Here is a 13,060-nt window from a genome sequence, read left to right as displayed (position 1 = left end):
TCGCTAGTTCTTGCAATGTCGGGGACTTTCACCCCTTGATCTCTACCGGTCTCCCGGCGCACACTGTATAAAAATACAGTATCATCACAACCATGGTACGCGGCACACACCAGTCGTTTGTGCCGCCCACGGTATTCCGTAGATCTCTGGCAACTCATTCATCAGTCAGTGCCAATCACTACGAAATGCCGGGCTTTAAGTATCAGGCAGGCTCAATACAATTATTCCATTCAGCATGGCAAGTCTCTTGTTGGCGAGCCGTCTGAGCTCGCGCGTATCCGCGCGCTGTGCGGCTCGATGCCACAAGCGACGTGCCAGCAAAAAAGGAACTCCGCATGTCTTACCTGGATTTAGTGGAAGAGGGCGAAGATCTGCATTTACTCGCGCCGATCGCCGCGTCGAACGCCGCAGCACCCGCGCCCTGGCACCATACGCGCTGTAAGACGCGCTATATCGACGAAGCCGCGCTCGCGCCGCTCGTCCGAACCGAGGAGGTCGGCGACACCACATTTCTCGCCGCCGAGTTGAGCGCTGCGCGCACACCCGAAGAACGTATCCGGATGATTCGCGGCATCCTCCACATCGTCGGCTTCAAAGGGCTCGGCTATGCAGCCATCAAACTGAATGCCTACGGCCAGCCCGAGCGCGCCTATCTGCTGCGCGATTACCTGTCGTGCGACCTGTTGCCGAAAGCGCTGGAAGGCGGCTACTTTCTGCTCGACCCGCAGATGCGGCAGGCATTCGACTCCAGCCGGCTGCATGTCTGGGATATCCGCTCGCTCGTTCAAGCCTCCCGCAAGGAAGGCGTCGACGAGCCGCTACGGCGCCATTTCGACGGGTTGCGTGCGAACGGACTGTCGAGCGGGCTCGCATTCAGCTTGCCGATATCGCAAACGCCGCTGCGGGCACTGATCGTTTTCGCGGGTGCGCCCGAACACTGCGAATGGATTACCGACAGCGTGATCGCGCAGGCCATCGGGCTCGGCTTATCGCTTCATCAGCGGTGCTCGGCCTACGTCCAGGCAATGTGCCGGCGCGAAGGCGCAAATGGTTTGTCGGAGTTGCAGCAACGCATTCTGTCGGCAGTCATCGCCGGTATGCCCGATAAAGCGATTGCCGCCCGCTTTAACACGACCGTGCACAACGTCGATTACCACCTGCGGCAACTGCGCGAAAAGCTGGGCGCCCGCAACCGCAGCCAGCTCGCCTTTCTGGCAGGCAGGATGCAAGCAGTGTGATTGTTGTCGAAAACCGGTTCGCAGCCTCTCATCCGCTCCATCCCCAGCGCGCAGCACGGTAGACGAGCTGCGCGCGGTTTTCCACATTGAACATTTTTTGCAGCGCCTTCACGTGCGAACTCACCTTGTGCAGCGAAGTCGACATGGCGGTCGCGATCTCCTGATCGGAGAGGCCTTTCACTAGCCGCTGCAGCACCGCTGCCTGCTCGTTGGTGAGCACCATCTCGCGATTGCGCCGCGCGCATTCGTCGACGTATGGCTGAACCAATCGATGCACAGTGAGCGCGATGGTCAATGCGCCGCCCACGACGCGGTCGTTGATCCACCCCACCTCGTGCGTTTCGGCCGTCAAGTTGACGGCCACGCGCAAATCCTGTCGCGGTGCTGGCAGGCTCAACATCAACCCCGCGTTCATCGAACGGGATCGAAGGCTATTTGAAAGAATTCGCACCCGGGGATCGCCACTGTGCTCGGCGTGCGCCTCGATCTGCGTGGCTTGCCAGCGCGCAGGCAGCCCGTTCTGCCGTAAAGCGACAAACCGTGGATCGCTTTCGTACAGCCGGTGCTTCCAATAAAGGCGCGAAAAAGACACGTCGGCCAATTCGCTCATCGCGTGCGCACGCAAGACCCTTCGGCCGATCGTTTCAAACGCAACGTAATTGAGTGTGCGAAAACCCATCTGGCGCATGCGTTCGTGGCAGGCGAGCAACTCCGAACCAGGGCGCTCGATGTCGGTGGCCGCATCCATTTGGTGCAAGTATGCAAGCGCTTCCGTTTGCGAAAACCATATAAGTGCTGGAAATTCGTCCACATCTGTCATCAGGGTATCGCCTCTCATGCTGACCGCTTTTTCTGATTATGATTACAATATGTTACGTGCGCGAACCGTGGCTCCATCTCGCCGCCTTGCGTGGCGCGTAACGTGAATCTCGACCGGAGGCTCATCGATGCATCACGCCGCATTGCGCGAGGACGCGTCGCTGTTCGCGTCATCATATCGCTCGCCGGAAGGTAAGCAGTCCGAATTAACGCAACAGCAAGAAGAAGAACGCCCGATCGAAGTTGTCTGGTGCAACGATCCCAAGCAGGTCAGCGCCGCGGAGCGGCCGTGTCCGTCGCTCGGCATCGCTGCGTCCTTGGCAAGCGCGCGTAACGCGGCCGAACGCAATCGAATGGTCAACGGTCTGCTGCATTTGGTCGGCTTTTCGACCTTTGCCTATTTCGCGCTCGAAAGCGGCTCCGATCAAATCGAACGGCTCTTCTTGCACGAAGCGTTCGTACCGCCCACCTATCGTGGCGATTATGTACGTCGCGGCTATCACGAAATTGATCCGCGCACGCTGGGCGTGCGCCGCGTCAATGCACCGATGGTGTGGGACCTGCCGCATCTGCGTGAGCAAAACGCGGGAAGCATCGAAAGCGCCGGTGAATCGCCAACCCATCACGCGTTCGACGGTTTTCTCTCCACTATGCGCGAAGACGGCATGTGCAGCGGGCTCATGTTCGCCATGCCTATTCCAGGCACGCGTTTGAATGCGTTCATGAGCTTCACCGCGCCGCGCCGCAACCGTGACTGGATCACGCCGGCCACCGTCGAGCAATCGTTGTCGATTGCGTTGTCGGTGCACGCATTCGCGTCCCCGCAATTAACCGCCGCGTTGCGCGAGCGCGCGGCCGACGACTTGACACCCTTCGAGCGAGAGTTGTTGATCGGCATCGCGGAAGGAGCTTCCGACAAGGAGATCGGCCGCCGTCTCGACACGAGCGCGCATAACGTCGATTACCACTTGCGCAAGCTGCGCAAACGTTTTGGCGTCGGTAATCGCATCGAGTTGACCTACCTGACCTCGAAGCTCGAACTCATCTGATCAAAACGCCCTACCCGTGTGGACCAGTGCAGCGCATCATGCTGCGCTGCAGCGCGCCCACGCAATTATTCAGGACTCCGAAGCATCTCGCGATGTCGCAGTGATTGCCGGTGACTGGCGGTGAACGGCTGCAATCATGCAGGAATAGCCCCAATAAGCTCCCGATCAGCAACGCCTACCGCACTTCGTCATTACCCCGATTCTCAAGAACTACATGGAACTTGCCGATAAGCAGAGGCTGGCGCGCATCCACTCGTGGCCACTTTGTGAACCTGCCCCATGTATCCGGAACAAACCAGTCGCGGGCGCGTCCCGCACCTTCTTTGTTGTGCTTTGACCGTTGTGCCGCTTGTGATCGGCCCCAACGCACGTGCAGCCGCGCCTGCGCAATCTGGCCCCGACCCCTCAACCTGGTCGCCCGACACGCTGGCGTCGATGCCGCTGGAAGCGTTGATGGAAGTGAAGGTGGTCAGTACCGCCTCGCTTTTCGCTCAGCCGGTGTCGGATGCGCCGGCAGCCGTCGTCGTCTTGACGGCAGACGATATCCGCAACTACGGATGGCGCACGCTAGCCGACGCGCTCGGCTCGTTGCCAGGCCTTTATACGTCGAACGACCGCACCTACGCTTATCTCGGCGCCCGCGGTTTTCGCCGGCCGGGCGACTACAATAGCCGCTTCTTGCTGCTGATCGACGGCATGCGCATTAACGACGCCGTGTACGATCAGGCGCCGATAGGCAGCGACTTCCCGCTCGACTTGGATCTCGTCGAGCGCATCGAGTACGTGCCGGGCCCCGGTTCGGCCGTGTATGGCTCGAACGCGCTCTTCGGTGTCATCAACGTCATCACGAAGAAGGGTGCCGCGTTCAACGGCGCGCAAGTGGCGACGTCGGTGGGCAGCTTCGGCGAGAAACGAGGGCGCGCGACCTATGGCTGGCACGGCAGCAGTGGTGCCGACCTCGTGCTGTCGGCAACGTCGTACGTCCGCAGTGGCCAGGATCTTTACTACCGAGAGTTCGACACACCCGAGCAGAACAACGGCGTTGCCAAAGGGCTCGACTATGAGCGCGCGCAGTCTTTCTTTGGCAAATTCGCCTACCGCGATTTCACGTTCAGTGCAGGCCACGGCAATCGCACGAAGGGCGCGCCGGATGCACCGTACGGCGCCGACTTCAACACGCCGTTCAGCACGACCGATACGCATAGCTTCGTCAATGCGAGCTATCGCCATGCGGTGACGGACGGGCTCGAGGTTGCGTCCGAGGTGTTCTGGGAGCGCTACGACTATCGCAGCCCATCTTACTTCAGCTCGGTACTGAACATCGACGGCGACAAAGCGATCTGGTACGGTGCCGACGTTCATGCGACGTTGACCGCCATTGCACGCAACAAGATCGTTATCGGGATGAACGCCACCCGCGATGCAAGCCGCGATCAATACAACTTCAACGTCGATCCGTATCAGTCGTTACTCGATGATCATCACAGTGCCAATCTCTTCGGCATCTATGCAGAGGACGAAATACAACTCACTCGCCGCCTGACACTCAATGCAGGCGTTCGATTCGATAAGGAAAGCGTGTCGGGTCCGAATGTGAGCCCGCGTCTCGCACTGATTTTCAAGGCAACACCAAACGACACGTTCAAGCTCGTCTATGGGCGCTCGTATCGCGCGCCGAATGCATACGAGCTCTACTACGCCTATCCAGGCACCGACGGGCAAGCAGGTAACGCATCGCTTAAACCCGAACACATCACGACGACCGAGTTCATTTACGATCGGAAGGTGGGCAACTCTGGCCACGCGACTGTATCGCTGTTCCATAACGACGTACGCAACCTGATCACTGAGACGCTCGACGCGGCCGGCCTCTTTCAGTTTCAGAACATCGATCACGTCCAGGCAAATGGTGTGGAGCTGGCCTACGAGCAACAGTTCTCGAGCGGCGCTTCGGTTCGTGCAAGCTACTCCTGGCAAACCTCGCGCAACGTCGATACGGGCGCGGCGCTGCAAGATTCGCCAAGACACCTCGGCAAACTCAATGTGTTCGTGCCGGTCTTTCATCACAATGCGCGCGTGGGCGCGGAATTGCGCTGTGCGTCATCGCGCGTTGCGCAAGCAAACACTTCCGCAGCCGGCTATTGTCTAGGCAACGTGACGCTTGGCACCAATCGACTGATACCGCATGCCGATCTTTCGTTTTCAGTCTACAACGTGACCGACAAGCGTTACGCCGATCCAGCCGGTCCGGGGTTTACGCAGAATGTCATCGAGCAGCAAAGCCGGACATTCCTCGCCAAACTCGTCTACAGTTTCTGACGGTATAGGCATGAGACGAAGCCTATCCGCCGGCGCTGTCATCCTGGCCGCAGCCGCCAACCTGCACGGAACGGCGCATGCGCAGGTCGACCTTTTCTCGCTCGAAGCCGCGTATATCTTCAATTTCACCGCGTTCACCGAGTGGCCCGTCGCCCGCGCGCGTTCGTCCGCGCTGGTCGTCTGCGTGAACCCGAAAGCCGAAATCAGTGCGCCACTTGCCAAACTCGAAGGCCGAGCCGTGGCGACGCGCCACTGGCGCGTGCAGCCAATCGTCGATAACAACATCGACCTTACGTCCTGCGACGTGCTGGTCGTCGACGGCGACACGCAATACACGCCACCCGTCAAGGCCGCGCTTGCATCGGACTCGCCGCTGCTCGTCGTGCGCACACAAGAGGCAACGCCCGGCCCTTACGTGATCATGCTGGTTCGCCAAGGCGACCAGTTGCGGTTCGATATCGACAACACGGAAGCCTCTCGTCGCCACCTTGGCTTGAGCTCGAAACTCCTTCGCTTGGCAAGGAGCGTCACGTGATACGCAAGAAGCGCGAAACACCGAGCCCGACGCGGGAAATGGCGCGCATCAAGATGCTTCGCGTCGGCGTCGCGCTGTTGGTCGCGAGCCTCGTGTTGCTCGTTTATCAGGCAGCGACGCTCAGGGCGTCGTTGACCGACGATGCCAATATGCTCGCCGAGATGATCGCGGACAATTCCGCCGCGTCGGTCATGTTCAACGACAAAACTGCCGCGGGCGAAGTGCTGCATTCGCTGACCAATGTGCCTTACGTCGAGAGCGCGACAATTTATACGACCACCGGTGCGATGGTTGCGAGCTACCTCAAAGCCGGGTTGGATGACGCCGAGCGAGCCGACAGTTCACTCGCCAATGCGCGCGTCAAGACCGGGCCATGGTCGCTCAGAGATGTCGTGGCCGAATCGGCGATCGAGGTCAAAGGAAAATCGGTCGGCACTGTCGTGCTGGTCGCGGCGACCGGCGCCATGCTCGCTCAGTTGATGCACTACGCGGGCTTTTTGGCCGCCGCATCGCTGGCCGCGATCTGGCTCGCATTCGCCGTCACCTCGCGCATGGGTGCGCGCGTCGCGCAAGCCGAAAAGGAACTCGAATACCTGGCCGCAACCGATCCGCTCACGGGCTTGCCGAACCGGCGCGAATTCTACGACGAGCTCGACCGCCGATTACATCGCCCGCATCATGCGGACTCGCGCATGGCGCTCGTGCTCGTGGATCTCGATGATTTCAAGACCGTCAACGACACGCTTGGGCACGGCGCGGGCGACGAGTTGCTCAAGCGGGTGGCCAGCGCCTTGCGTCAGGCGGTCCGAACCACAGACGTCGTGAGCCGAATCGGCGGAGACGAGTTCGCCGTGTTGATCGAAATACGCGAAGAGAAAGCGGAAGCACGGTTGGCCGCCGAGCGTATTGCACGCACGTTGGCGCGACCTTTCAATTTGCCGCGCGCGAGCGTCGTCGCATCCGCCAGCGTGGGGGTCAGTGTGTTCCCCGACGATGCGACCGATGTGGCCTCGCTCGTCAGCAGCGCCGACATCGCCCTTTATGCCGCAAAAAGCCGCGGCAAGCACACAGCCGTCGAGTTCCACCCGAGCATGACGATCGCAGCGCGCCGGCGCGCGCGGCTAGAGGCCGAATTGCGCAAGGCCATCGATGCGGATGTGCTCGATCTCGTCTATCAACCACAGTTCGATTGCCGCACCGGCGCGATCATCGGTGCCGAGGCGCTCCTTCGCTGGGTGCATCCTGCGGATGGTGCGGTGTCGCCCGCCGAATTCATTCCGATTGCCGAAGATAGCGACCTGATCGTCACGCTCGGGCAGTGGGTATTGCGACGCGCATGCCGCGACGCTGCTCGCTGGAACGAGCATTCGGGATCGGGCATTTACGTGGCCGTCAATGTATCGGCATGTCAATTGCGGAAATCCGAATTCGATCGCGACGTGCAATCGGTACTCGAGCAAAGCGGCCTTTCCTCGCATCTGCTCGAACTCGAATTGACCGAAAGTCAATTGATGGCGAACATGTCCACCGGCGTCGAGTCGATGCTGCGCTTGCGCGCATTGGGCGTGAGGCTCGCACTCGACGACTTCGGCACAGGTTATTCGTCGCTCTCGTATCTTCAATCGTTCCCGGTCAATAGCCTCAAGATCGATCGCAGCTTCATTCATCCGTTACCGCATTCGGGTCAGCCGATCGTCACGGCCATTATTTCGATGGCGCACAGCTTCGGTATCGCGGTGGTGGCCGAAGGAGTGGAGGAGCCGACGCAACTGGCATGGCTCAGCGATGCGGGATGCGACATCGTGCAGGGGTTTCTGACGGGCCGCCCGATGTCGTTCGACCAGCTCATGCATCTGTTGGGCGATGCATTGGCGCATCCCGACGCGGGTGCAGATGCAGGCCCGGACCCCGATCCGAGCACCGGATTGGCGTCGGACTCGCTTTACTGATCGGATCGCAGATAATAGGCGCTTGACCGGCTATATCGACCCTCCGCACATGGAAGAACTGCTTCCGCATTACGAACGCGAGCTCGCCCTGTTGCGCCGTTCCTTGCAGGATTTCGCGGCGCGCTATCCGAAGATTGCCGCGCGGCTTGCCATTGCGGGCGAACATTCGGAAGATCCGCATGTCGAGCGAATGCTGCAATCGTTCGCGCTGCTGGCAGCCAGGATAGACGTCAAGCTCGAGGACGATTACCCGGATTTCACCGAAGCGCTGCTGGAAGTGCTTTATCCGCAGTATTTGCGTCCGTTCCCTTCCTGCTGCATCGCGCAGTTTCGTGCGCAAGCGCTGCACGACAAGCTGACAGCGCCCGTCACGATCGAGCGTGGCACGACGCTCGTCGCGAAAGCCGCGGACTGCCGTTTTCGTAGCGCGTATGACGTCACGCTCGCGCCGTTGTGCATCGCGCACGCGGGCTACATGACTTCGCCAGTCGCACCGACCGGCATCACACTGCCCACCGATACGAGCGGCCTGATCTCGCTTGCGATTGCGTCGACGAAGCCGCCCACCCGGCTCGACGCCGCCGCGCCAAGCGTGTTGCGCCTCTATCTGAACGGCACGCGCGAGACGGCGGCCGCACTGGCCGACGCACTCTTGCTGAGCGCGAGCGCCGCTTTCGTGGAAGCGGACGGTTCAGGCAAATGGAAACGGCTCGAGCAGTTGCCGATTACGGCAGTCGGCTTCGACGATGCGGACCCGCTGATGGCCGGGTTCGACGATACGCCCCCCGCGTTCCGTTTGCTGATGGAGCATTTTGCGTTTGCACAGAAATTCGACTTCGTCGATATCGACCTCTTAGCATTGCTGCGCGCAGCCGGCCCGTGCCAGCGCGTCACGTTGCACCTCGCGCTGCAAGGCGTTCATCAGGATGGCTGGCAAGCGCAACGGCTCGCCAAAATCGGCGCAGATGCATTCCAACCGTTCTGTACGCCCGTCGTCAATCTTTTCAAGCGCGAGCTGCTGCCGATCAAGATCAACCCCGAAGCACGCTCTTACCCATTGAGCAGCGCTGCGCCAGGTGGTTCGGAGTCCGAAGTATTTTCGATCGACGCCGTCTATACGGTAGAACCGGCGCCGGCGCGCAAGACGATGCTGCTGCCGCTTCATTCGCTGATGCATGGGGGTGCTGCCAAACCATCGGAACCATACTGGGTAGCCCGGCGTGATCGGTGGCACGTCGATCCGTCGAGCCGCTCGGCTGTGCAGCTCGCGTTCGTCGGGCTGGACGGCGCGCCTGTTGCTACCGCCTTCGGCCAGGTTGGTGTCGACGCGACCTACACCAATGCGGACCTGCCTGCGTCGCTGCCGATCGGCATGCCGGGCGGCGATCTGCAAATCGACGGTGGGGAATTTGGGCGCAACGTGGCGATGTTGTCACGGCCGACGCAAAGCGCGCGCCTGCCGCGCGGCAACGGCGCGCTGTGGCGCTTGATTGCGCATATGACGCCGCACGCGTTGCACCTGAGTCAACCCGGGCTCGATGCGTTCAAGCAGCTGTTCCGGCAATTCACGGTGCTGGCGCCATCGCAGACGCGGCATATCGACGGCATCAGTTCGCTCGACTACCGCACGACGATGCAGTGGCTCGCAATGGAACCCTCCCCTGCGTTCGTACGCGGCATCGAGCTTGCCATAACGGTCGACGAACACGCATTCGCCGCGTGCAGCCTGCATACGTTCGCGTCCGTGATGGAGCGCTTGTTCGCACCGTACGCGCCGGCAAACAGCTTCGTGCAAGTGGTGCTCGTTTCGAAGAACACCGGCGCCGAGATTCGACGTTGCCCGCCGCGCGAAGGCGTAACGCCATTGCTTTGAGTTTTGCGTGTTTGCTTCGTTGTACTAACTACTTACCCCTTGCTTGCACCGAACGTCAGGCCCACGACGAAGTGCCGCTGCATCGTGAAGAACATCACGACCGATGGCAGTGCCGCCAAAATCGACCCTGCGGAAACAAGGTTCCACGCGGTCGTCCACTGTCCTTTGAGCGCTGCCACGCCGACGGTGATAGGTGCTGCTTCATCGCCTTGCGTCAAGCATAAGGCCCAGAAATAGTCGTTCCAGACGAACGTAAAAACGAGGATGGCCACCGCGGCAAGGGCCGGCCGAATCAGCGGCAGCACGATTCGGAAAAAGACGGTCCACTCCCCCGCCCCCTCGACGCGCGCGGCTTCGATCAATTCGAACGGCAACTGCTTGATGAAGTTGCGCAAAAAGAGCGTGCAAAACCCGGTTTGAAACGCAATGTGAAACAGCACCAGTCCTTCGACGGAATTGAAGAGCCCAAAGCGTAATGTCAAGTCGCGCACCGGGATCATCAATACTTGCACCGGCACGAAGTTGCCTGCGACGAACGTCGCGAAAAGCAATGCATTGCCGCGAAAGCGATATGTCGCAAGTGCAAAGCCCGCCATCGACGCCAGCACGATCGCACCGATGACGGACGGCACCGTGATCAACACGCTGTTCCAAAAGTAATGGAGCATCGGTGAGGTCGTCAGCGCCTCGCGATAGTTGGCCAACAGCGAAAGATCGCGAGGCCAGCCCCAATAGTTGCCTTCACTGAGCTCGTTGGTCGAACGCACCGAAGTCAGCAATACCGCCAGCATCGGCAACATCCACACGACGAGCGCAATCGGAATCGAGATTTTGTAAAAGCGCCGCGACAGCGGTTTCCATTTATCGACAGGCAGCGGATACATGGCGATGCTCCTCCTACTTCCTACTGTTCGGCCCGCAACGTGCGCCGCAGTTGATAAACGATATAGACGAGCATGATCGCGAACAATACGACGGCAATCGATGCGGAGTAGCCGAGACGGTAATACTTGATGGCCTGGTCATACATGTAATACGCCAACACGGTCGAGCTTTCAAAAGGCCCGCCGCCTGTCATCACGGCAATCAGATCAAAGCTGCGTAGCGCACCGATGACGGTCACCACGACAGCCATGAACGTCGTGGGCCGCAATTGCGGCAACACGATATGCCAGAGCATCGACCAGCCGCGCGCGCCTTCCATTCTTGCCGCCTCAAGCTGCTCGCCGTTCAAGGTCGTGAGGCCGGTCAGGTAAAGGATCATGCAGTACGACGTCTGCACCCACAGCGCGGCAATCACAATGCCAAATGTTGCATAACGCGCATCCCCCAATACCGGAATGCCATGTCCGATCAGCATCGCAAGCAACCCGAAGGTCGGGTCGTAGAACCACGAGAACACAAGGCCGACGACAACGCCGGACAGCACAAAGGGCGCAAAAAAGAGCGACTTCACAATGCGCATGCCCGACAGGGACTGATTCAAATAAAGCGCGACCACCAAGCCGGCCGGTGGTGCAATCAAAAACAACATCAGCCAAATGAAATTGTTCTTTAACGCCGTATAGAAAGTCGGTGCCTGAAAAAGCTCAATGTAATTGGCCAGGCCGACGAAGACTTTGTCGGTCATGCCGTCCCAGTTGAAAAAACTGAGCCATATCGTCGAGGCGATTGGCCAGATCACGTAGACACCGAACATTACGCACGCCGGGGCGAGAAAGAGCAACGCTGCACGCCGCTGGCGTCGCGCGGCAGGCGTGGCGGGTCTGCGCCGGCCGTCGGCCCGCCGCCTGCGTCCGTGAGCCGGTGGTGGGGTGGCCGGTACCGGGAAGTGCGCGCCGTCGGCGGCGGCGCGCAAATGCTCTCGAGTGGCTGACTGCGACACGACAATTCTCCGTTGCACGGCCAGCAGCGGCCCTATCCCTGTCACCTTTCGGTCTTTCGGGCCGCCGCCGCAACCTCACTTCTTGTAGATCCGCTTGCGCGTTTGCTCGAGTTGCGCGAGCACTTCGTCGATCTTCGTGGGATCGGACATGAAGCGCTGCATCCCCTTCATGCCTTCGTCAGCCATCTCCTTGGTCATGTCCCGATCGTAAAACTGCGCAATGCCGCCTTTCGTATTCGACAAGATCTGAAAGCCGATTTTCGAAATCGGATCTTCAGGCTCCGGCGACTTGCTGTTCGCCGACAACGAGCCCAAGCCCGCGGCCAGCTTCGCGCCGATTGCCGGCGTCTCGACGAACGCGAGGAACGCGTGCGCCTCGGCCTTGTGCTTCGCCCGCGATGGGATGTGAAGCGATTCGACCGGTCCATCCTCGGCAGTGGGAACCTTCGCATCGATGATCGGAAACTGGAAGTAGCTCATCTGCGGCTTCACGTTCGGTGGAAATCCCGCACTGATGAACGTGCCCATCAACATCATCGCGGCCTTGCCCTGGAACAGGAACGGCTGCGCGGCGTCGAGATCGTACGACAACGCGTTGTCGATGAAATAATGATCGTCGATCAGTTGCTGCCAGGTCGTATAAACCTTCTTCACGCGTGCATCGGTATAGGGCACCTCGCCCGCCATCAACTTCTGGTGGAACGCGTTGCCATTCAAACGCAAATCGAGATAATCGAACCAACCGGCCAGCGTCCATGCATCGCGCCCGCCCACCGCGATCGGCGCAATACCGGCCGCTTTCAGCTTGCGGCAAGCATCAAGGAATTCCGGCCACGTCTTGGGTTCGGATGCGATGCCTGCCTTTTCGAACAGGTCCTTGCGATAGAACATGCCCCAGGAGTAATAGACGGTGGGCGCGGCATATTGCTTGCCATGGTACGACGACGCTTCCTTGGTCGACGCATACATCTGGTCCCAGCCGTTTTTCGCCCAATCGCCGCTCAAGTCTTCGAGCAGCCCGCGTCGCGCGTAATAAGCCATCCGTTCGCCGTCGTGCCAGTTCACGATGTCGGGTGCCACCGTCGTCAGCCAGCCGGGCAGCTGCACCTTATAGGCCTCTTCGTCGACGAACGCCGCCTTCACGTCGATGTCGGGATGCGCCTGCTTGAACTCGTCGAGCGTCGATTGCCAGACAGCCCGCTGACTCGCGCCCTTGAACGCGATATTGATATCGAGCGTGCCGGCCTGTGCATCGTTAGCCCACCATGATGCGGTTGTCGCGGCCGCGATCATGGCCGCTGCAACGCCGACGCGGAAATTGAAACGAAGGCGAACCCGGGGATGCTTCATGCACGTCTCCTTGCTGTTATGGTCATCGTCGTCACTGCTTGCA

The 13,060-nt window shown here is 60.1% G+C and carries 10 protein-coding genes; 6 read left to right on the top strand and 4 right to left on the bottom strand.

What is annotated here, in order from left to right; genetic code table 11:
• The first annotated feature begins 335 nt into the window (after positions 1–335).
• Positions 336–1,238 (top strand): helix-turn-helix transcriptional regulator, encoded by a 903-nt coding sequence (locus tag ACSQ20_RS06385; RefSeq protein ID WP_436018320.1) that lies wholly within the window; start codon positions 336–338, stop codon positions 1,236–1,238.
• A gap of 28 nt (positions 1,239–1,266) precedes the next feature.
• Here ACSQ20_RS06385 and ACSQ20_RS06380 read toward each other — a convergent pair whose 3' ends face one another.
• Entirely contained in the window at positions 1,267–2,058 is a 792-nt protein-coding gene (locus ACSQ20_RS06380) for a LuxR C-terminal-related transcriptional regulator (protein WP_436022947.1), read from the bottom strand.
• A 127-nt stretch (positions 2,059–2,185) separates the two neighbouring features.
• Here ACSQ20_RS06380 and ACSQ20_RS06375 point away from each other — a divergent pair, with 127 nt between their 5' ends.
• The 5 genes from ACSQ20_RS06375 (at position 2,186) to tssF (ending at position 9,782) form a co-directional block, all read left to right on the top strand.
• The gene (locus tag ACSQ20_RS06375; RefSeq protein ID WP_436018319.1) at positions 2,186–3,106 is read left to right on the top strand and encodes an autoinducer binding domain-containing protein; all 921 of its coding nucleotides are present in this window, start codon (positions 2,186–2,188) and stop codon (positions 3,104–3,106) included.
• 351 nt (positions 3,107–3,457) lie between these two features.
• A complete protein-coding gene (locus ACSQ20_RS06370) occupies positions 3,458–5,425 on the top strand; it encodes a TonB-dependent receptor plug domain-containing protein (RefSeq protein ID WP_436018318.1) in 1,968 nt (655 codons plus the stop codon).
• A 10-nt stretch (positions 5,426–5,435) separates the two neighbouring features.
• Positions 5,436–5,960, top strand: coding sequence for a YfiR family protein (locus ACSQ20_RS06365; protein WP_436018317.1), 525 nt, complete (start codon positions 5,436–5,438; stop codon positions 5,958–5,960).
• A complete protein-coding gene (locus ACSQ20_RS06360) occupies positions 5,957–7,909 on the top strand; it encodes a putative bifunctional diguanylate cyclase/phosphodiesterase (protein WP_436018316.1) in 1,953 nt (650 codons plus the stop codon). The genes ACSQ20_RS06365 and ACSQ20_RS06360 overlap by 4 nt, the downstream gene beginning before the upstream one ends.
• A gap of 49 nt (positions 7,910–7,958) precedes the next feature.
• Positions 7,959–9,782, top strand: a complete 1,824-nt coding sequence (gene tssF / locus ACSQ20_RS06355) for a type VI secretion system baseplate subunit TssF (protein ID WP_436018315.1) — start codon at positions 7,959–7,961, stop codon at positions 9,780–9,782.
• 32 nt (positions 9,783–9,814) lie between these two features.
• Here tssF and ACSQ20_RS06350 read toward each other — a convergent pair whose 3' ends face one another.
• From ACSQ20_RS06350 to ACSQ20_RS06340, 3 genes are all read right to left on the bottom strand, one after another.
• Positions 9,815–10,666, bottom strand: coding sequence for a carbohydrate ABC transporter permease (locus ACSQ20_RS06350; protein WP_436018314.1), 852 nt, complete (start codon positions 10,664–10,666; stop codon positions 9,815–9,817).
• Positions 10,667–10,686: 20 nt separating this feature from the next.
• Positions 10,687–11,667 carry a carbohydrate ABC transporter permease gene (locus ACSQ20_RS06345; RefSeq protein WP_436018313.1) on the bottom strand — a complete coding sequence of 327 codons (981 nt, stop codon included), beginning with the start codon at positions 11,665–11,667 and terminating at the stop codon, positions 10,687–10,689.
• Between the two features lie 75 nt (positions 11,668–11,742).
• Positions 11,743–13,017: an ABC transporter substrate-binding protein gene (locus tag ACSQ20_RS06340; protein WP_436018312.1), complete on the bottom strand. Its 1,275-nt coding sequence runs from the start codon at positions 13,015–13,017 to the stop codon at positions 11,743–11,745.
• Between the last annotated feature and the right edge of the window lie 43 nt (positions 13,018–13,060).

Origin of the sequence: Trinickia sp. LjRoot230, from assembly GCF_964253315.1 — a bacterium.
GTDB lineage: Bacteria > Pseudomonadota > Gammaproteobacteria > Burkholderiales > Burkholderiaceae > Trinickia.
Note: the sequence above shows the minus strand (reverse complement) of the source record. Positions and strands in the feature narration are given on the sequence as shown.

Coding starts and splice junctions, on each gene's coding strand:
- ACSQ20_RS06350 (WP_436018314.1), bottom strand. CDS start 10,666: ATGTATCCGCTGCCTGTCGATAAATGGAAACCGCTGTCGCGGCGCTTT.
- ACSQ20_RS06385 (WP_436018320.1), top strand. CDS start 336: ATGTCTTACCTGGATTTAGTGGAAGAGGGCGAAGATCTGCATTTACTC.
- ACSQ20_RS06365 (WP_436018317.1), top strand. CDS start 5,436: ATGAGACGAAGCCTATCCGCCGGCGCTGTCATCCTGGCCGCAGCCGCC.
- tssF (WP_436018315.1), top strand. CDS start 7,959: ATGGAAGAACTGCTTCCGCATTACGAACGCGAGCTCGCCCTGTTGCGC.
- ACSQ20_RS06375 (WP_436018319.1), top strand. CDS start 2,186: ATGCATCACGCCGCATTGCGCGAGGACGCGTCGCTGTTCGCGTCATCA.
- ACSQ20_RS06380 (WP_436022947.1), bottom strand. CDS start 2,058: ATGACAGATGTGGACGAATTTCCAGCACTTATATGGTTTTCGCAAACG.
- ACSQ20_RS06340 (WP_436018312.1), bottom strand. CDS start 13,017: ATGAAGCATCCCCGGGTTCGCCTTCGTTTCAATTTCCGCGTCGGCGTT.